The sequence below is a fragment of the Pseudomonas sp. Ga0074129 genome, assembly GCA_001465025.1.
Classification (GTDB): Bacteria; Pseudomonadota; Gammaproteobacteria; order Pseudomonadales; family Pseudomonadaceae; genus Aquipseudomonas.
In genome coordinates this window covers 13302-32127 of record LNDO01000054.1, presented here as the reverse complement: position 1 = coordinate 32127, position 18826 = coordinate 13302, and the positions used below count along the sequence as shown (strand labels likewise).

Genomic DNA, 18826 nt, shown 5'->3' with positions numbered 1-18826 from the left:
CCGTGTTCACGCAACTGCTCCTAGAAAGGCATGCAAAGGCGCGAGTCTAACCTAGTCGTCCGTGATCACTTCACCTGCACCGCTAGAATTTTCTCAATGGCATCGAGGGCTTGTGGATGACCTGAGCAGTAATGAGTCTCTTCTATAAGATGAACTTTATTTGCTGCCTTAATAACAGCAAATCGGCTGGCGATAGCTGACAAGAAGCGACCACCGGAACGCACACAAAAAGTTAAGTTTTGAAGCCTAAATTTGACCCAAAATCAGCAAAAGCTAACTAAAAGCGCTGCAATGACACAGGACCCAGGGGATAAGCATAGCTAGACAGGCTTGAAAGCCAGTGGTGATGAGGGCTCGACTGCAGATAGCAAAACGTGACTAAAAGCTAATAGGGCAGATAAACGTAGTGAAATGCGCGCCCGGCATTTGATTGTCGAGGCCAATCAGTTGGTCCTGGCGGCGGCGACACAGACGAAAACACAGCAACTCGAAGCCCTCAGTCGTCTGGTCGAGGCCCATGGCATCGTCAATATCAACCGTTCGGTATTCGATGAAGCGCCGGGTTTTGCCGCTGGGATTTTGAGCCTGGTGCAGGCGGGCCTGCTCAGCGTGCCGGACAAGTACCGCCACTACTATGCGGAGTTTTTGCAGGGGGTTCAGGTGGCCCCCGTGGCCGATCCGCTGGCCAGTGGTTTGTTGACCGGGCGTGAGGTGGATGTGTTCGAGTGCCTGCTCAGCGGGTTGTCGAATACCCAGATCAGCGATAAGACCGGGATGGCCTTGTCCACCACCAAGTGGCACCTGAAAAACATTTATTCAAAGCTCAACGTCTCCACCCGCACGGAGGCCATTCTGGCTGTGCGGCCGCGTCACTCGCTTCACTCATAACCCCCCGCGCATTGATTGCTCCCGCCCCCTCCGCTGGGAGGGGGCGCTTGGCCACCCCCTCTCGATAGGCTGGATGGTGCGCGGCTATGTCCGTAGCCGCCTTGTTCGAACAACAATAAAAACGGGAGCATTAGCCATGTCGGTATGGGTCACTTGGCCAGCTTTGACCAAGCTGGGAACGCTGGGCGTCGTCTCGGGGCTGCTGGTGCTGGCGGTCGAACGCCAGGCCTTGTTTGAAAACAATCTCTTCGATGTCGAGCATTACGCGGGCTACAACGCCAACATCACCTGCGATGCGCGCAGCCTCGCGGCGCGCACCGAGGATGGCACCTGCAACATCCTCAGCAACCCGGCCGAGGGTTCGGTGTACCGGCGCTTTGGTCGTAATGTTGATCCGCAAGTGACCTATGGTGAAACCAGCACGCTGCTGACACCCAACCCGCGCGAGGTGAGTAACCGCCTGATGGCGCGTGATGAATTCAAACCGGCCCCCAGCCTGAACTTCATCGCCGCCGCCTGGATTCAATTTATGGTGCATGACTGGTTCGATCACGGCCCGAATGCCGATGCCGACCCGATCCAGTTCCCGCTGCCACCCGGTGATGCGCTGGGCAGCGGCAGCATGTCGGTCAAGCGCACGCAGCCTGACCCGACGCGCAGCAGTGTCGACGCCGGCAAGCCGCAAACCTACCGCAACCACAACACCCACTGGTGGGACGGCTCGCAGCTGTATGGCAGCAGCAAGGAAACCAACGACAAGGTGCGCTCGTTTGTCGACGGCAAGCTCAAGGTCAATGCCAATGGCACCTTGCCCACTGAGTTGCTCAGCGGCAAACCGGTGACCGGGTTTAATGAAAACTGGTGGTTGGGTCTGAGCATGCTGCACCAGCTGTTCACCCTTGAGCACAACGCCATAGCCAGCAAACTCAAACAGAAGTACCCGGCGCAGAGCGATCAGTGGCTGTATGACCGCGCCCGCCTGATCAACTCGGCGCTGATGGCCAAAATCCATACCGTGGAGTGGACCCCGGCCGTGATCGCCAATCCGGTCACTGAGCGCGCCATGTATTCCAACTGGTGGGGCTTGCTCGGCCAGGGTGGCCCGCGTGACGACTTCCAGGCCGAAGTGCGCATGCTGCAAGCGGACCTGGCCAAGTCCGACTCGTTCGTAAAACGCATCCTGGGCTTCGACCCTAACGTCGCACCGGGCGTCGGCAACAGCGCCATCGACCATGCCCTGACCGGCATCGTCGGCTCGACCGCACCCAACAATTACGGCGTACCTTTCACCCTCACCGAAGAGTTCGTCGCGGTGTACCGCATGCACCCGCTGATGCGCGATAACGTGCAGGTGTATGACATCGGCTCCAACCAGATTTCGCGCACCATCGCACTGCAGAACACCCGTGACCGTGATGCCGAAAACCTGCTCAACGACGAGCGCCCGGAGCGCCTGTGGTACTCCTTTGGCATCACCAATCCGGGGTCGCTGACGCTGAACAACTACCCCAACTTCCTACGTAACCTGTCCATGCCGCTGGCCGGCAATATCGACCTGGCCGCCATTGACGTGCTGCGTGACCGTGAGCGTGGCGTGCCGCGTTACAACGAGTTCCGCCGGCAGATCGGTCTCAACCCGATCACCAAGTTTGAAGACCTCACCAAGGACGCGGCGACCCTCGCCGAACTCAAGCGCCTGTATAACAACGACATCGAGAAGATCGACACCCTGATCGGTCAGCTGGCAGAAACTGTGCGCCCTGAAGGCTTTGCCTTTGGTGAAACAGCGTTCCAGATCTTCATCATGAATGCCTCGCGCCGGTTGATGGCCGACCGCTTCTACACCAAGGATTACCGCCCGGAGGTGTACACCCCGGAAGGGATCGACTGGGTCGAACACACCACCATGGTGGATGTGCTGCGCCGGCATAACCCGCAGCTGCAAGCCAGCCTGGTCGGCGTGGAAAACGCCTTCAAACCTTGGGGCCTGAACATCCCGGCAGACTATGAAAGCTGGCCTGGGGCCAACAAGCAGGAAAACCTCTGGGTCAACGGTGCGCTGCGCACGCAATATGCGCCGGACAAACTGCCCGCGTTGCAGCCGGTGAATGTCGGCGGGCTGATTGGTTCGATTCTGTGGAACAAGGTCAAGCTGCGCAGCGACGTGGCACCGGCCGGCTACGAGAAGCCGATTCACCCCCATGGCGTGATGGCCAAGGTGAAGTTCGTTGCGGCGCCCAACCACCCCTACAGCGGCCTGTTTAAAGGCGCCGACAGCGGCTTGCTGCGCTTGTCAGTGACCGGTGATCCGGCTGATCGCGGCTTTGCGCCGGGGCTGGCGTGGAAGGCCTTTGTCGATGGCAAACCGTCGGAGAACGTATCCGCGCTGTTTACCCTCAGCGGGCAGGGCGCTAACCACAACTTCTTCGCTAACGAGTTGTCCCAGTACGTGGTGCCGGAAGCCAATGACACCCTGGGCACCACCGTTCTGTTCTCGGCCGTGAGCCTGAAGCCGACCCTGTTGCTGCTCAACGACATGGCTGAGGTGACGCAGCAGGGTGTGGCCGTGGCCAAACCCGTTGCACCGACACAGCTCTACTTTGTGCCGCGTGCGGAATTGCGCAATCGCTTTGCCAGCACACCGCATGATTTTCGCACCGACCTGCTGACCCTCAAGGCCGGCACCAAGGTGTATGACGTGTTTGCCACGTCCATGGCGATCAAAACCTCGATCATCCCGTCCATCAGCCGCAGCTATGCCGCTCAACGGCGCAACAGCGCGGTGAAGATCGGGGAGATGGAGTTGACCTCGGACTTTATCGCCTCGGCCTTTGGTGACAACGGCGTGTTCTTCAAGCACCAGCGTAACGAAGACAAGTAAGCCAAGCGCTGCAAACAAAAAGGCCTCGGTCGTGATACCGAGGCCTTTTGCTGTGCGCGCTGTCTGCGCCGCTCATTCAGGCTTGGGCTCGAGGTTGCTGAGCCCAAGGCTGAAGGCTGCGGGGCTTATTCGCGCAGGTCGATCGTCGCCGGCTCGCCTTGATCGAACAGGTGCACCGGGTTGCGCGGCAGGATGCCTGGCCGGAAGTCTTCGCGCACATCACCGAGTACACGAATGTCGCTGTATTTCTTCCCGGACAACGCCGCCATGCCGGCTGCATCACGCACCACCGTCGGGCGCAAGAACACCATCAGGTTGCGCTTGATGCGGGTTTCCCGGGTGGAGCGGAACAGTCCGCCAATCAGCGGAATATCGCCCAGCAACGGCACCTTGGAGTCGGCCTGGGTGACGTCATCCTGAATCAGCCCGCCGAGCACGATCACCTGACCGTTTTCAGCGAGGATGGTGCTTTTGATCGAGCGTTTGTTGGTGATCAAATCCACGGCATTGACGCCCTGGCTGGTTGGCGCGATGGAGGAGATTTCCTGTTCGATTTCCAGGCGCAGGCTGGCACCCTCGTTGATGTGCGGGGTGACTTTCAGGGTCACGCCAATGTCCTTGCGCTCGATGGTGGTGAAGGGGTTGTCTGCGCCCGAGCCGCTGGTGGTGAAGGAGCCGGTCTGGAAGGGCACGTTTTGCCCGACCAGAATTTCCGCCTTCTGGTGATCAAGGGTGAGTAGGCTGGGTGTCGACAGCAGGTTGCTTTTGCTGTTGGCCGACAGAGCGGTAATCAAGACGCCGAAGCTGTCAGTGCCCAAGCCAATGATCGCGCCATCTGGCAGGTTGATGGCGTTGTTGTCGGTGTCGCTGCCATTGTTCTGGAGGGCTTGCAGCACCGTGCCGACAGACAGCCCCGTGCCGCTGAAATTAGTGCCGCCCAGCCCGCCGGTGCCACCGCGAGCATCCACCGCCCACTGCACACCGAGGGCGTCGGTGATGTCCCCGGAGACTTCAACAATCGCCGCTTCCACCATGACTTGCGCGCGCGGTACATCCAGTTGACGCACGATGTCTTCAAGGGTGGCCACCACATCAGGTTCGGCCAGCAAGACCAGGGCATTTAGGCTTTCATCCGCCCGGATCAGCACGGTTTGCGGTTTGCCAGTGGTCTCGCCGCCTGTTTCTGGCTTGAGCTTCTCGGAAATTTCGCCAAGGGTTTCGGCCAGGCTTTTGGCATCGCCATGGCGCAGGCGGATGACGCGTGTGTTGGCCGAACGGCTGGTGGGAGTGTCCAGTGATTGCGCCAGTGCCGCCAGTTTCGCGCGTGCGTCCGGCGGGCCCAGCAGAATCAGTCGGTTGGTGCGGCCATCGGCAATCACTTGGGTGCCGGAGGTGCCCTTGGCCTGGCCACGATCGATGGCGTTGCGCAGCACCTCGGCGGTGTCCATCACCCAGGCGTGCTGCAGGTTAAGCACGCTGTAATCGTTCTGGCCTTTCTGATCGAGCTGACGAATCAAGTCTTCAATGCGCTGAATGTTAGCGCTGCGGTCGCTGATGATGATCGCGTTGGCGCTGGTAATCGCGGCCAGGTGCCCGTACTGCGGCACCAGCGGGCGGATCAGCGGAATAAGTTCGGTTGCCGAGCCTTGTTGCACTTGGATCAGGCGGGTTTCCAGACGGTCCGGGGCGCTGCGCCCGGCATCCGCTTCGGCCTTGGCTTCGGCGTTGGGCACGATCCGCGCCTGATCGCCTTGGGTGATCACGCTGAAGCCGTGGGTGGCCATCACCGAGAGAAACAGCTGATACACCTCGGTCAGCGTCAGTGGGCTGTTGGACACCACACTGACCTGACCTTTGACGCGCGGATCGACGATAAACGTCTGCCCGCTGATCTGCGCCACCTGGTCGATAAACTCACGGATATCGGCCCCTTTGAGGTTGATGGTCCAGCTTTCTTCCTGCTGATTGGCGCTCGGCGTGACGGCGGTGACGGCTGCGTTGAGCGGCAAGGCGCTGCAGGCAAGGCCCGCAGCCAAAAGGGCAACGGTAAGGCGCGAAAGAATAGGCGTCATCGTGTCAGTTGCTTTCCGTGGGTTGTTCGGTGGGCGCGAGGCCATTGGTTGCATCATCGGTGACCTGCATCTGCTCACGCAGCGCATTCATGCGCTCACGCAGTTGGTTCAAGTCATCGGTTTGCATGTCGCTCAGTTGCTCCAGCGGGTCCGCCATCGCGTCCGGTGTATGGCTCTGCAGGCCCGAGTTGGCGCTGCGCTCAAGCGGAAAGCTGAGGCTCTCGCGGCGACCGTTGCGCATCAACTCAACCCGATCAGCCGCCACGGCATGCAGTCGCACCCCTTCAGTGATTTCACTGTTTAAGGTGTAACGCTGAGCGCTTTGGCCTTCGCTGCGAATAATGGCGCTGGAACGCTGTGGGTCAGCATGCACAAAGCTGCCGAGCAGGGTCAGGCGCAGGCTGGTGCTGGGGGCGGGGGCGTTGCTGCTGATGTGATCGCCAAACAACTGGCCGATGGCGGGGGCCGTTGCCGGGTCTGAAACTTGGGTGAGGGGGCTTTCTGTGGCCACCACGGCGGTGCGCAGCAGGCGCAACCAGTCGGCACTCTGCCAGGCCAGGCTGGCGCTCATCAGGGTGACCAGCAACAGACCAAGCAGCGCAGGGGCGTGCTGCTGCAACTGGCGTGGGAGAGCCAAAAGGGGCAAGGGCGTCACTCCGTAAACTTATTATTATGTGGCGGGGTTCGCGCGCTGATCATAGACACTTGTCTGCCATTTGACAGCCCCCGAATGGGGGCAAATAACGCGCTATGGCGTGCCACTTCAGTACGGTGCAAGCGCATCGCAGTGTCGAGTCCTGCATTCCGAGAGGCCGTTGCCTGGCTTGATGTGATGAAACCCGGACGGGGTAGTGTGTCCGGCTGCTCAATATGCTTAAGATACCGACCTGTTTGGCTCTACCTTGGGCAAAATACAACAATTAACCCGTGGAACCCCGGTTGTGGCTGTTGGGGTGACCCTGTCAAGGCTGTCGATCATGAATGCGTTGCTAACCGAAGCACCTGTGCGGCGTTTGCCGTTTAGTTTTGCCAAGCGCCACGGCGTGGTGCTGTTGAGCACCAACGGGCTGCCGAGTCTGGCCTATCGCCCGGGTGTGGAACTGGTGGCGTTGGCCGAAGCGCAGCGTTTTGTTGGCTTGCGCCTGCCGCTGCACGCCATGACCCTTGAGGCGTTTGAGCAGGCGCTGGGGCAGGCGTATCAGCATGACTCGGCGTCCATGCAATTGGCCGAAGACATCGGTGGCAGCCTGGACCTGGCGGCATTGGCCGAGCAGGTGCCGGAAACCGAAGACCTGCTTGAGCAGGAAGACGACGCGCCAATCATCCGCTTGATCAACGCCATCCTCGGTGAGGCGATCAAGGAAAACGCCTCCGATATCCACCTGGAAACCTTTGAAAAACGCCTGGTGGTGCGCTTTCGCGTCGATGGCGTACTGCGTGAAGTGCTCGAACCCAAGCGCGAGCTGGCGGCCTTGCTGGTCTCGCGGATCAAGGTCATGGCGCGGCTGGATATCGCTGAAAAGCGCATCCCGCAGGACGGCCGTATTTCCCTGAAAGTCGGTGGCCGTGAAGTCGATGTACGGGTCTCGACCCTGCCCTCGGCCAATGGCGAGCGGGTGGTGCTGCGTTTGCTGGATAAACAAGCCGGTCGCCTCAACCTGCAACACCTGGGCATGAGCGCGCGTGACCGTGATCTGATGGAAGCCACCGTGCGCAAACCCCACGGCATTCTGTTGGTGACCGGGCCGACCGGTTCGGGCAAGACCACCACGCTGTACGCCAGTCTGGTCAGCCTGAATGACCGCACGCGCAATATTCTTACCGTTGAAGACCCGATCGAATATCACCTCGAAGGCATCGGCCAAACCCAGGTCAACACCAAGGTCGACATGACCTTTGCCCGTGGTCTGCGGGCGATTTTGCGCCAAGACCCGGACGTGGTGATGGTCGGCGAGATCCGCGATAAAGAAACCGCCGAAATCGCCGTGCAAGCCTCGCTGACCGGCCACCTGGTGCTCTCGACCCTGCACACCAACAGCGCCATCGGTGCGATTACCCGTTTGGTGGATATGGGCATTGAACCGTTTTTGTTGTCGTCGTCCTTGCTCGGTGTGCTGGCCCAGCGCCTAGTGCGGGTGCTGTGTCCGCATTGCAAAGAGGCCTATCAAGCCGATGAAGCTGAGTGCAACTTGCTCGGCGTGCCGTTCGCGCAGGCACCGACCCTGTATCACGCCCGTGGCTGCGTTGAGTGCCATCAGCAAGGCTATCGCGGCCGTACCGGCATCTACGAATTGGTGGTGTTCGATGACCACCTGCGCACGCTGATTCACAACGCCGCTTCCGAGCAGGACATGACGCGTCACGCCCGCACCCTCGGTCCGAGCATCCGTGAAGATGGTCGGCGCAAGGTGCTGGAAGGGGCGACCACGGTTGAGGAAGTGTTGCGCGTGACGCGAGAGGAATAGCGCGTGGCCGCCTTCGAATACCTCGCCCTCGACAGCAAAGGCCGCCAGCAAAAAGGCGTACTGGAAGCCGACAGCGCACGCCAGGTACGGCAGATACTGCGTGAGCGGCAGTTAGCCCCGCTGGACGTCAAAGCCACGCGTACACGGGAAAATGCCGGGGCGGGCTCGCACTTCAGTTTTAACCGGGGCATTTCGGCGCGCGATCTGGCGCTGATCACCCGCCAGTTGGCGACCTTGGTGCAGGCGGCCTTGCCCATCGAAGAGTCTTTGCGCGCGGCCGCGGCTCAAGCCACTTCGCCACGTATTCAAAGCATGCTGCTGGCCGTGCGTGCACGCGTGCTGGAAGGCCATGACCTGGCCAGCAGCCTGAAAGAATTTCCCTCGGCCTTTCCCGAGCTGTACCGCGCCACGGTGGCGGCGGGTGAGCATGCAGGTCACCTGGGGCCGGTATTGGAGCAACTGGCCGACTACACCGAACAACGCCAGCAGTCACGGCAGAAAATCCAGTTGGCATTGCTCTATCCGCTGATTTTGATGTGCGCCTCGCTGCTGATCGTCGGCTTCCTGCTTGGCTATGTGGTGCCGGACGTGGTGCGGGTGTTTGTTGATTCCGGGCAAACCCTGCCGGCGCTGACTCGCGGCCTGATCACCCTGAGCGATTGGGTCAAAGGTTGGGGCTGGCTGGCGGTGATTCTCGCCATCTTGGGCGTGTTCGCCCTGCGCTGGGCGTTGCGTGATGATGCGGTCAAAGCGCGCTGGCATGGCTTCTTGCTGCGCATCCCGCTGGTGGGCCGCTTGATTCGTGCCACCGACTGCGCACGCTTCGCCTCAACCTTGGCGATTCTGACCCGCAGTGGCGTGCCGCTGGTGGAAGCGCTGGGCATCGGCGCGCAGGTGATCGCCAACCGGGTGATTCGCGCTGAGGTGGTGATTGCTGCACAAAAGGTGCGCGAGGGCGGCAGCCTGACCCGTGCCCTGGAGGCCAGCGGCCAATTCCCGCCGATGATGCTGCACATGATCGCCAGCGGCGAACGCTCGGGTGAGCTGGATCAGATGCTGTCGCGTACCGCGCGCAATCAGGAAAACGATCTGGGTGCCCAAGTGGCCCTGCTGGTGGGGCTGTTCGAGCCTTTTATGCTGGTCTTTATGGGGGCGGTGGTGCTGGTGATCGTACTGGCCATTCTGCTGCCGATTCTGTCTCTCAATCAGTTGGTGGGGTAAACAGTGAATAAGCGTCAAAAAGGTTTCACGCTGATCGAAATCATGGTGGTGGTAGTCATTCTCGGCATCCTAGCTGCGCTGGTGGTGCCACAGGTCATGAGTCGGCCCGATCAAGCCAAAGTCACCGTGGCCAAAGGCGATATCAAGGCCGTGGCCGCCGCGCTGGATATGTACAAGCTCGACAACCACAGCTACCCAAGCACCCAGCAGGGATTAGAAGCGCTGGTGAAGAAACCTTCTGGCAATCCGCAGCCGAAGAACTGGAACCGCGACGGCTACCTCAAGCGCTTGCCAGTCGACCCATGGGGCAATGTCTACCAGTACCTGGCCCCGGGCACCAAGGGCGCGTTCGATTTGTATTCGCTGGGCGCTGACGGCAAGGAAGGTGGCAGCGATCAAAATGCTGACATCGGTAACTGGGACCTCTGACCCCAGTGCGCCAGCCGCCTAAACACGCCAGGGCGTTTACCCTGATTGAGTTGCTGGTGGTGCTGGTGATTCTCGGCAGCCTGATCGGGATTGCGGTGCTCAGTGTGGGCATCGTGGGGCCGGGGCGCGAGTTGCACAACGAAGCTGACCGCCTGGCCGGTTTGATCGGCGTGCTGGCCGAAGAAGCCGTGCTGGATAACCGCGAATACGGCCTGCTGCTTACCCGTGAGTCCTATCAGGTGCTGCGTTACGAGCCATCCCGCCGGGCCTGGCAGGCGCTGGCCGATAAACCCCATCGCGTGCCCGCCTGGGCCGAGTTGAGTGTGGAGCTCGAAGGTGCAGCGCTGACGCTGCCGGCCCCTGAGGACGAACGTGCCGAGCAGGGCGCACTGCAGCCGCAGGTGTTGCTGCTGTCCAGTGGCGAGATCAGCCCATTTCGCTTGCTGATTGCTGAGCGACGCGCGCAAGGCCTGCGCCTGCGCCTGGTCAGCGATGGTTTTCAGTTGCCCAGCGTTGAAGTCGACAGCGTGGCGGTGCGCAAATGACCAAGCGCGCGAGCGGCTTTACCTTGCTTGAAGTGCTGGTGGCGCTGGCTATTTTCGCGCTGGTGGCCGCCAGCGTATTGACCGCCACCGCGCGCAGCCTGCAAACCGCCTCGCGTCTGGAAGAAAAAACTTTGGCCATGTGGATTGCCGACAACCAACTGGTTGAATTGCAGTTGTCGAAGAATCCGGTTGCCGAAGGCCGTGATCAGAGCGAGGTGGACTTCGCTGGACGCCGCTGGCAGTGGCAAAGCGAGGTGCAGGCCACTCGCGAGCCGGACATGCGCCGCGTCACGCTGTGGGTTGCGCCCATCGCGCAGGATCGCTCCACGGCTGACCTGCGCGAGCGCGCTGTAGTCAGCCTGAACGGTTTTCTGGGGGTGACGCCATGAGGACGATGCGCGGCTTTACCCTGCTTGAACTGCTGATCGCCATCGCCATTTTCGCCCTGTTGGGTCTGGGCACTTACCGCATGCTCGACAGCGTGCTGCAAACCGACAAGGTCACCCGCGCCCATGAATTGCAACTGCGTGAGTTGGTTCGGGCCATGGCCGCGTTCGAGCGCGATGTGTTGCAAGTGCAACCCCGGCCAGTGCGTGACCCGTTTGGCGATGTGCGCGCAGCGCTGCTCGGTGATGACTTGGAAAACCCCAGCCTGGAGCTGACACGCAGTGGTTGGCGCAACCCATTAGGCCAGCCTCGGGCTGACCTGCAGCGCGTGCGCTGGCAACTCAGCGGCGAACAATGGCAGCGCCAATACTGGCCCGTGCTCGATCAGGCGCAGGACAGTCAGCCCCAGGTGCAAAAGGCGCTGGAGGGCGTCACGGCCCTGCAATTGCGCTACCTGGATGAACAGGGTGCGTGGCAGACCAACTGGCCGCCGCAGGAGAGCAATCAGGCCGAGGCCCTGACAGCGTTGCCCCAGGCGGTTGAATTGGTCTTGCAGCACCGCCGCTACGGTGAAATTCGCCGTCTGCTGCGCTTGCCCGAGGGCGTGCCCAAGCGCATCCAGCAAGCGCCGCAAGACGACGCGCAAGACCCCAGCCAGCCGGAGCCATCGGCATGACCCGACAGCGCGGCATGGCCTTGATCACGGTGTTGCTCGTGGTTACGGTGGTGACGGTGGTCAGTGCCGGGATTATTGCCCGCCAGCAATTATCGATTCGCAGCAGCGCCAATCAGCTGCATGTGCGCCAGGCGCTGCACTACGCCGTGGGTGGCGAGATTCTGGCCAAGGCTATTTTGCAGCGTGACCTGCAAGGCGGTGACCCGCGTGCGCCGATTGATCATCCGGGCGAGGCCTGGGCAAAACCGCCTGCACCTTTTGCGCTGGATGAAGGCGGCGATCTGCGCTTGCAGATTATTGACCTGACCAGCCGTTTCAACCTCAACAGCCTGCTGCGCCAGGGCCAGCCTAACGAGGCTGCCGTGGCGCAATTTCGCCGTCTGCTGTTGAGCCTGCAGATCGACGCGCCGTATGCCGAGCGCCTGATGGATTGGTTGGACGCCGATGATCAGCCCAGTGGTGGCTACGGCGCAGAAGACAACCAATACCTGCTCGCGCAGCCGCCTTACCGCGCGGCTAATCGGGTGCTGAGTGATGTGTCCGAGTTGCGCCTGTTACTGGAAATGACCGAGGCCGACTACCAGCGGTTACTGCCGTATGTCAGCGCCTTGCCGGTGGACGCCACGCTGAATGTCAACACGGCCAGCGCCCGGGTGCTGAGCAGTCTGGCTGAGGGCATACCGCTGAGTACGGCGCAGGGCTTGGTGGCGTCGCGTGGCGCGGACGGCTACCGCGATGTGCAAAGTTTTATCGCCCAACTGGGTGGGCTGCAGGTGCAAAGCCAAGGGTTGGCGGTGGGCAGCCAGTATTTTCAGGTGCTGACTGAGGTCAGTGTCGGTGAGCGTCGGCAGGTGTTGCGTAGCACGCTGCAGCGCGCCAGCGACGGTCAGGTCTATGTATTAAACCGTGATTTGGGGCAGGGCGGTCTTGCACCTGCGCCCGTTAAGGAAGTTGAGCCATGAGTCAGGCCTACGTATTTTTGCCGCCCGCCGCCTGTGCCGGCGCGCAGGCGGATTTGTCCGTGCAGTGGGTGGTGGACGGCGTTTGTGCATCCCTGCCGTTCAATGAGGTGCAGTCGCAGCTCAACGGGCGTTGGACGTTGGTGCTGCCGGTTGAGGCGGTCACGGCCTGCGCCGTCACGCTGCCTACACGCAAAGCGCGCTGGCTGCGCCAGGCGCTGCCGTTTGCGGTGGAAGAGCTGCTGGCTGAAGAGGTCGAGCAGATGCACCTGGCCCTTGGCGAGGTGCTGGAAGACGGCCGCCACCGGGTTTTTGCGGTGCGCCGCCGTTGGCTTGCAGATTGGTTGGCCCTGTGCGGGCAAGCGCCTGAGGTGATTGTTGTGGACGCCGACCTGCTACCGGGGCCGGGTACTGCGCTCTTGCAGGCGGGTGGCCGCTGGTTGTTGGGTGGCGACAACGTGGCCCGCATGGCATTACAAAGCGAGGACTGGCCCGCCCTCAGTGCGCAGTGCAGCGCGCCGGTCACTGCCTGGTGTGCGCCGCAGGATAAATCACTGAGTCCCATTGATGAGCGTCAACCGGTTGCGGAACCTTTTGCCTGGCTGGCCGAGCAGCCGGTGCGCAGCAATCTGGCGCAGGCCGAGTTCGCGGTGCAGACCGGCAGCGGTCAGTGGTCCCGCTGGCGGCCGGTGCTGGCCTTGTTGGGCCTCTGGGTGGTGCTGCAATGGAGTTTTACGATGGCCCAAGCCTGGCATCTGCAGCGCCAAGCCGATGACTACGCAGCCGCCAGCGCCGCGCTGTACAAAGAGCTGTTTCCGCAGGACAGCAAGCTGGTCAACCTGCGCGCGCAGTTTGATCAGCACCTCAAAGCTGCCAGCGGAGGCGGCCAAAGCCGCTTGCTGGCGTTATTGGCGCAGGTCAGCGCGGCCGTGACGGCCACCGGCGGGCAGTTGCAAATCAGCCAAGTCGATTTCAGTGAGGTGCGCGGTGATCTGGCCATGCAAGTGCAGGCAGCAGACTTCGCTGAGCTGGAAGGCTTGCGCGAACGTCTGCAAAACAGTGGCTTGGTCGTACAGCTAGGCTCGGCCAGTCGCGAAGGCTCTGGTGTGAGCGCACGGGTGGTAATCGGAGAATGAACATGATGTCAAAAGGATTCACCGCGCAGCTGGATAATTCACAGTTGCTGCAACGCTGGCGGGCATTGGCGCCACGTGAGCAGTTTGCCTTGGCCAGCCTGGGGTCATTTCTGTTGCTGGTCGTGCTTTACCTGACGCTCTGGCTACCCGCTCAAGAGCGCCTGCAGGCTGCTCGCAGCGCCTTTGAGAGCCAGCGTGAGCTGAATGCTTACTTGATCAGCCAAGCGCCTGCGGCACGCAATCTGGCCGGATCAAATCAGCAACCTATGCTCGATCCCGCTCGTTTGCAGGGCGCGGTCACAGCCACGGCGGCAACCCAGGGGTTGATCATCGAGCGCCTAGATAATTCAGAAGAGGGTGTGTTGCAGCTTAATTTGCAACCAGCCCCTTTTGCGCAATTGCTGCGCTGGTTCAGCGTGCTACAGGAACAGGGTGTGCAAATTGCCGAAGTCGGGCTGGATCGAGCCGAGGCTAATCAGGTGGCAGCGCGCTTGAGTGTGCGGGTCAGCCAGTAATGGATATGCGTGGCTGCTTAATGGTGCAGACGGCCATAAGCAGGCACCGGGGTTGTGCGATCTTTTTTCCTCTTTTTTAGAAAAACTTGAAGCAGGGTGTTGACTTAGGTGCGCCCCTTGCGTAAATTTCGCGCCTCGCAAGCAGCGGGTGATTAGCTCAGCTGGGAGAGCATCTGCCTTACAAGCAGAGGGTCGGCGGTTCGATCCCGTCATCACCCACCACTCTTGTGAAACCGGACGAAAGTCCACCGACGCGCAGCGGTAGTTCAGTCGGTTAGAATACCGGCCTGTCACGCCGGGGGTCGCGGGTTCGAGTCCCGTCCGCTGCGCCATATTTTCCTGCTTGAGTTCGCTCAGGTTGAGATGGAGAAGCCCTAATAGGCGGCTTCATCAGATGAAGCAAGAGTTGTACGGACGTAAGTCCACCGACATGCAGCGGTAGTTCAGTCGGTTAGAATACCGGCCTGTCACGCCGGGGGTCGCGGGTTCGAGTCCCGTCCGCTGCGCCAAACATGAAGCCCGCTGATAGCGATATCAGCGGGTTTTTTGTTGCCTGCGCTTTATCTCTTTTAGCGCGACAACTTGTCATCTTGTCTTCATCCGCCTGCTTTAGCTTTATTGGCATGCTCCTTGTTTATGCAATGAGCAGTCAAAACTGATCGAGTAGGGGGAACAGGCAATGGACGAGTATCAAGAAGAGCTGCTGGAAGCTCACGCCTATGAGTTGGATGTGCCGGAGTGCGATGAAGACGCGACCGAGCTCTAATCTGTTAGAACCGACTAAATCGCCCGGCGTTGCTCGCGGCGGTATTCGCCTGGTGTTTGCTGGTTCCAGCGTTTGAACGCGCGCTGAAAGGCCTCGGCCGAGGCAAAGCCAAGCAGGTAGGCGATTTCGCCAAAAGCCAACTCGGTGTCGCGGATGTAGGCCATGGCCAGGTCGCGACGGGTGTCGTTAAGGATGCTGCGAAATTGCGTGCCTTCTTCCGCCAGTTTGCGCCGCAGCGTCCAGGTTGGCAGCTGCAGGCGTGCTGCCACTTCGGCTAGATCCGGCTCGCGGCCATGCAGCAAGGGGCCGAGCAGTTGAGTGATGCGCTCGCGTAAGTTGCGCGTGCGGGTCAGTTGTTGCAGTTGTTCTTCGCATATTTCCAGTAAGTGTCGCCAAGTGCCTGGGCAGTGTTCGGGATTGCGCAAATTCAGGGTTGGCTGATTCAGGCGCAATTGGTTGTGCTCGCAGGCGAACTCCACCGGGCAGGCAAACAGCTCGGAATAGTGCGCGGCATAGTCCGGCGCAGAAAACTCAATCTGAACTTTCTCGACGCTAACAGGCTGCTGCGCCAGGCGACTGAGTTGCTGTGCCCAGCTGGCCAGTACTGAGTCCACCACAAAGCGGTTGTACGTGTTGTAGGGGCTGATGGAATAAAAGCGCAGCCAGGCGCCGTGCTTGTCTTCATGCAGGCTGGACTGGCCGCGGTAGTTGGCTGCATACAGCGGTTCAAAGCGAATCATGGCGCGCGCCGCTTCGCGCACAGTAGGCGCTTGCGCGGCGGTCACACCGGCCAGACCGAGCTGGCTCATGCGACTGAATTGGCCCATCAACAATCCCAAGCCCGGCTCGCCGCATTGTTGAATCGCGCTGTGGCCTAAGCGCATGTAGCGCGGGATCGACAGGCGCGCGCGTGGTTCAGCCAGCCTTGCTGCATCCAGCCCGTAACGTTCCAGCAGTGGTTGTGGGTTTTCACCGCAACTGCGCATGGCATCGGCCAGGCTGTCGACAAAGCCAACGGATAAATCGCCCAATTTGACCCGTGTTGATTTCATCGGCTGAAGCTATCCAGTTTGAGCGGGGTAAGGGTGGTCAGGTTAGGTGGGTGCCCGAGCATTGCCAAGTGCCGCTGTCATTTTTGATCAATAAGTTGTCACTTAAAGTCATTGAGGCGCATGGCTGGGCTGATTATCGTCTAAACCATATCGACCGCACCCGCCAAGAGGCAGCGGCAATTTCGTGAACAGCCAATACCCGATGTGGAGATTTCCATGACTGCTCAGTACCCCAATCTGCTGGCCCCGCTCGATCTGGGTTTCACCACCCTGAAAAACCGTACCCTCATGGGTTCGATGCACACCGGGCTGGAAGAAAAGCCAGGTGGTTTTGAGCGCATGGCGGCCTATTTCGCCGAGCGTGCTCGCGGCGGTGTTGGCCTGATGGTCACCGGCGGTATTGGCCCGAACGAAGAGGGCGGCGTGTATTCCGGCGCGGCGAAGCTGAGCACCCCGGAAGAGGCGGAAAAACACAAGATCGTGACCCGTGCCGTGCACGAGGCCGACGGCAAGATCTGCATGCAGATCCTCCACGCAGGCCGCTATGCCTACAGCCCAAAATCGGTCGCCCCGAGCGCCATTCAAGCACCGATCAACCCGTTCAAGCCCAAAGAGCTGGACGAGGAAGGCATCGAAAAGCAGATTCAGGACTTTATCAACTGCTCCGTATTGGCTCAGCAGGCCGAATACGACGGCGTTGAAATCATGGGTTCGGAAGGTTATTTCATTAACCAGTTCCTTGCCGCACACACCAACCAGCGCACCGACCGTTGGGGTGGCAGTTATGAAAACCGCATGCGTTTGCCGGTGGAAATCGTCCGTCGTGTGCGTGAGGCCGTAGGCCCGAATTTCATCATCATCTACCGCCTGTCGATGCTGGATCTGGTGGAAGGCGGCAGCACTTGGGATGAAATCGTGCTGCTGGCCAAGGCCATCGAGAAAGCCGGTGCAACGCTGATCAACACCGGTATCGGCTGGCACGAAGCGCGTATCCCGACCATTGCCACCAAAGTACCGCGTGCCGCGTTCACCAAGGTCACCGCCAAGCTGCGTGGCGAGGTGAGCATTCCGCTGATCACCACCAACCGTATCAATACCCCGGAAATCGCCGAGCAGGTTCTGGCTGAAGGCGATGCCGACATGGTCTCGATGGCGCGTCCATTCCTGGCTGATCCGGAGTTCGTTAACAAGGCTGCAGAAGGCCGCAGTGATGAAATCAACACCTGCATCGGCTGTAACCAGGCCTGTCTGGACCACACCTTCGGCGGCAAGCTGACCAGCTGCCTGGTCAACCCGCGTGCCTGCCATGAGACCGAGCTGAACTACATCCCAACCACCACGGTGAAGAAAATCGCCGTGGTCGGCGCTGGCCCTGCTGGGCTGTCCGCCGCCACTGTTGCCGCTGAGCGTGGCCACAGCGTGACCCTGTTCGATTCGGCCAGCGAAATTGGCGGCCAGTTCAACGTGGCCAAGCGTGTGCCGGGTAAGGAAGAGTTCTTTGAGACCCTGCGCTACTTCAAGCGCAAGCTGGAAACCACAGGCGTTGATCTGCGTCTGAACACGCGCGTGTCGGTTGAGGATCTGGCTAAAGGCGGTTACGACGACATCATCCTGGCGACCGGTATTGCCCCGCGTACCCCGGCTATTCCAGGCATCGAGCACGCTAAGGTGATCAGCTACCTGGACGCCATTCTGCAACGCAAGCCGGTTGGCCAGAAGGTTGCTGTAATCGGTGCCGGTGGTATCGGCTTTGATGTGTCTGAATTTATCACTCATCAGGGCGAAGCCACCAGCCTCAACCGTGAGGCGTTCTGGAAAGAGTGGGGCATCGACGCCGATCTCGAAGCGCGCGGCGGTGTGGCGGGTGTTCAAGCGCATCCGCATCCGGCGGCGCGTGAAGTGTTCCTGCTGCAACGCAAGAAAACCAAAGTCGGCGATGGCTTGGGTAAAACCACCGGTTGGATTCACCGTACCGGTTTGAAGAACAAGAACGTGCAGATGCTCAACGCAGTCGAATACCTCAAGGTTGACGACGCTGGCCTGCATATCAGCGTGGCGGGCGGTGAGCCGCAAGTGTTGCCAGTGGACACTGTGATCGTCTGCGCCGGTCAAGACCCGCTGCGCGAACTGCAGGAAGGTCTGGAGAATGCCGGTCAGGTCGTGCACCTGATTGGTGGTGCTGATGTGGCCAGCGAACTGGACGCCAAGCGCGCCATCAACCAGGGATCGCGCCTCGCGGCTGAACTCTGATGACCAACGCCCCGCCTCGTGCGGGGCGTTTTCTATGTGGCTAAAACAATAAGGAAATGCCCATGTCTTCTTCCGCTCAACTCCAGCCTGCAGCTGCCGCCACGCTCGCCCAGTGGCATGGTCTGATGCAAAAAAACGATCTGCGTGATCTGCCGCAATTACTGCATCCGCAGGCGGTCTTCCGCTCGCCCATGGCTTACAAGCCCTATGCCGGCGCGCCGATGGTGTCGCTGATTCTGAATACGGTCAGCCAAGTGTTTGTGGATTTTGTTTACCACCGTGAATTGGTCAGCGCTGATGGCCTGAGCGTGGTGTTGGAGTTTAGTGCCAAGGTGGGTGAGCGCGAGCTCAAGGGTATCGACATGGTGCGCTTTGATGAGGACGGCAAGATCGTTGAGTTCGAAGTAATGATTCGACCCATGAGCGGCTTGCAGGCGCTGGGCGATGAAATGAGTCGGCGTTTGGCTCCATTTCTGGCAGCGGCTAAAGGCTAGGTCACCAAATCCGTCACATTTTTGTCTGACAGCCCACGTTGCGTGGGCTATTGGCCGGTTCAGTGCCAACCCAGTCACATTGCCGGGTTT

The 18826-nt window shown here is 60.4% G+C and carries 16 protein-coding genes and 3 tRNA genes; 16 read left to right on the top strand and 3 right to left on the bottom strand.

Annotation, left to right across the window (positions count from 1 at the left end; all coding sequences use genetic code 11):
• Positions 1–411: 411 nt before the first annotated feature.
• A complete protein-coding gene (locus AUK77_RS05055) occupies positions 412–888 on the top strand; it encodes a LuxR C-terminal-related transcriptional regulator (protein ID WP_296126857.1) in 477 nt (158 codons plus the stop codon).
• 136 nt (positions 889–1024) lie between these two features.
• Positions 1025–3769, top strand: a complete 2745-nt coding sequence (locus tag AUK77_RS05050) for a peroxidase family protein (RefSeq protein WP_296126855.1) — start codon at positions 1025–1027, stop codon at positions 3767–3769.
• Positions 3770–3894: 125 nt separating this feature from the next.
• Here AUK77_RS05050 and gspD read toward each other — a convergent pair whose 3' ends face one another.
• Both gspD and AUK77_RS05040 read right to left on the bottom strand, forming a co-directional pair.
• Positions 3895–5841 (bottom strand): type II secretion system secretin GspD, encoded by a 1947-nt coding sequence (gene gspD / locus AUK77_RS05045; protein ID WP_296126852.1) that lies wholly within the window; start codon positions 5839–5841, stop codon positions 3895–3897.
• 4 nt (positions 5842–5845) lie between these two features.
• On the bottom strand, positions 5846–6487 hold the full coding sequence (locus AUK77_RS05040) for a type II secretion system protein N (RefSeq protein WP_296126850.1): 642 nt from the start codon (positions 6485–6487) through the stop codon (positions 5846–5848).
• Positions 6488–6818: 331 nt separating this feature from the next.
• On the opposite strand from AUK77_RS05040, the gene gspE reads away from it, so the two are divergent.
• From gspE to AUK77_RS04980, 12 genes are all read left to right on the top strand, one after another.
• Positions 6819–8306 (top strand): type II secretion system ATPase GspE, encoded by a 1488-nt coding sequence (gene gspE, locus AUK77_RS05035; RefSeq protein WP_296126848.1) that lies wholly within the window; start codon positions 6819–6821, stop codon positions 8304–8306.
• A gap of 3 nt (positions 8307–8309) precedes the next feature.
• The gene (gene xcpS, locus AUK77_RS05030; RefSeq protein WP_296126846.1) at positions 8310–9527 is read left to right on the top strand and encodes a GspF family T2SS innner membrane protein variant XcpS; all 1218 of its coding nucleotides are present in this window, start codon (positions 8310–8312) and stop codon (positions 9525–9527) included.
• Between the two features lie 3 nt (positions 9528–9530).
• Positions 9531–9956 carry a type II secretion system major pseudopilin GspG gene (gene gspG / locus AUK77_RS05025; protein WP_296126844.1) on the top strand — a complete coding sequence of 142 codons (426 nt, stop codon included), beginning with the start codon at positions 9531–9533 and terminating at the stop codon, positions 9954–9956.
• A gap of 5 nt (positions 9957–9961) precedes the next feature.
• Entirely contained in the window at positions 9962–10501 is a 540-nt protein-coding gene (gene gspH / locus AUK77_RS05020; protein WP_296126842.1) for a type II secretion system minor pseudopilin GspH, read from the top strand.
• Positions 10498–10890 carry a type II secretion system minor pseudopilin GspI gene (gene gspI, locus AUK77_RS05015; RefSeq protein WP_296126840.1) on the top strand — a complete coding sequence of 131 codons (393 nt, stop codon included), beginning with the start codon at positions 10498–10500 and terminating at the stop codon, positions 10888–10890. The genes gspH and gspI overlap by 4 nt, the downstream gene beginning before the upstream one ends.
• Positions 10887–11564 carry a type II secretion system minor pseudopilin GspJ gene (gene gspJ / locus AUK77_RS05010; protein ID WP_296126838.1) on the top strand — a complete coding sequence of 226 codons (678 nt, stop codon included), beginning with the start codon at positions 10887–10889 and terminating at the stop codon, positions 11562–11564. Before gspI ends, gspJ begins: the two co-directional genes overlap by 4 nt.
• Positions 11561–12526, top strand: coding sequence for a type II secretion system minor pseudopilin GspK (gspK, locus tag AUK77_RS05005; protein ID WP_296126836.1), 966 nt, complete (start codon positions 11561–11563; stop codon positions 12524–12526). The genes gspJ and gspK overlap by 4 nt, the downstream gene beginning before the upstream one ends.
• Positions 12523–13659 carry a type II secretion system protein GspL gene (gspL, locus tag AUK77_RS05000; protein ID WP_296126834.1) on the top strand — a complete coding sequence of 379 codons (1137 nt, stop codon included), beginning with the start codon at positions 12523–12525 and terminating at the stop codon, positions 13657–13659. The genes gspK and gspL overlap by 4 nt, the downstream gene beginning before the upstream one ends.
• Before the next feature lie 2 nt (positions 13660–13661).
• Complete coding sequence (locus AUK77_RS04995; RefSeq protein WP_363079364.1) at positions 13662–14174, top strand: type II secretion system protein M; 513 nt, start codon at positions 13662–13664, stop codon at positions 14172–14174.
• Between the two features lie 146 nt (positions 14175–14320).
• Positions 14321–14396, top strand: a tRNA-Val gene (locus tag AUK77_RS04990).
• A 33-nt stretch (positions 14397–14429) separates the two neighbouring features.
• Positions 14430–14506: transfer RNA gene (locus AUK77_RS04985), tRNA-Asp, on the top strand.
• A 100-nt stretch (positions 14507–14606) separates the two neighbouring features.
• Positions 14607–14683, top strand: a tRNA-Asp gene (locus tag AUK77_RS04980).
• A 271-nt stretch (positions 14684–14954) separates the two neighbouring features.
• Here AUK77_RS04980 and AUK77_RS04975 read toward each other — a convergent pair.
• The gene (locus AUK77_RS04975) at positions 14955–15992 is read right to left on the bottom strand and encodes an AraC family transcriptional regulator (RefSeq protein WP_296126830.1); all 1038 of its coding nucleotides are present in this window, start codon (positions 15990–15992) and stop codon (positions 14955–14957) included.
• Between the two features lie 216 nt (positions 15993–16208).
• On the opposite strand from AUK77_RS04975, the gene AUK77_RS04970 reads away from it, so the two are divergent.
• Positions 16209–18242 (top strand): NADPH-dependent 2,4-dienoyl-CoA reductase, encoded by a 2034-nt coding sequence (locus AUK77_RS04970; RefSeq protein WP_296126828.1) that lies wholly within the window; start codon positions 16209–16211, stop codon positions 18240–18242.
• Positions 18243–18304: 62 nt separating this feature from the next.
• On the top strand, positions 18305–18736 hold the full coding sequence (locus AUK77_RS04965; protein ID WP_296126826.1) for a nuclear transport factor 2 family protein: 432 nt from the start codon (positions 18305–18307) through the stop codon (positions 18734–18736).
• The last annotated feature ends 90 nt before the right edge of the window (positions 18737–18826 follow it).

Bases quoted from the DNA above. Each gene is read 5' to 3' on its own strand.
- gspD (WP_296126852.1), bottom strand. From the start codon at position 5,841: ATGACGCCTATTCTTTCGCGCCTTACCGTTGCCCTTTTGGCTGCGGGC.
- gspI (WP_296126840.1), top strand. From the start codon at position 10,498: ATGACCAAGCGCGCGAGCGGCTTTACCTTGCTTGAAGTGCTGGTGGCG.
- gspK (WP_296126836.1), top strand. From the start codon at position 11,561: ATGACCCGACAGCGCGGCATGGCCTTGATCACGGTGTTGCTCGTGGTT.
- AUK77_RS05055 (WP_296126857.1), top strand. From the start codon at position 412: ATGCGCGCCCGGCATTTGATTGTCGAGGCCAATCAGTTGGTCCTGGCG.
- AUK77_RS04995 (WP_363079364.1), top strand. From the start codon at position 13,662: ATGATGTCAAAAGGATTCACCGCGCAGCTGGATAATTCACAGTTGCTG.
- gspJ (WP_296126838.1), top strand. From the start codon at position 10,887: ATGAGGACGATGCGCGGCTTTACCCTGCTTGAACTGCTGATCGCCATC.
- AUK77_RS04965 (WP_296126826.1), top strand. From the start codon at position 18,305: ATGTCTTCTTCCGCTCAACTCCAGCCTGCAGCTGCCGCCACGCTCGCC.
- gspL (WP_296126834.1), top strand. From the start codon at position 12,523: ATGAGTCAGGCCTACGTATTTTTGCCGCCCGCCGCCTGTGCCGGCGCG.
- AUK77_RS05050 (WP_296126855.1), top strand. From the start codon at position 1,025: ATGTCGGTATGGGTCACTTGGCCAGCTTTGACCAAGCTGGGAACGCTG.
- AUK77_RS04970 (WP_296126828.1), top strand. From the start codon at position 16,209: ATGACTGCTCAGTACCCCAATCTGCTGGCCCCGCTCGATCTGGGTTTC.
- AUK77_RS04975 (WP_296126830.1), bottom strand. From the start codon at position 15,992: ATGAAATCAACACGGGTCAAATTGGGCGATTTATCCGTTGGCTTTGTC.
- gspE (WP_296126848.1), top strand. From the start codon at position 6,819: ATGAATGCGTTGCTAACCGAAGCACCTGTGCGGCGTTTGCCGTTTAGT.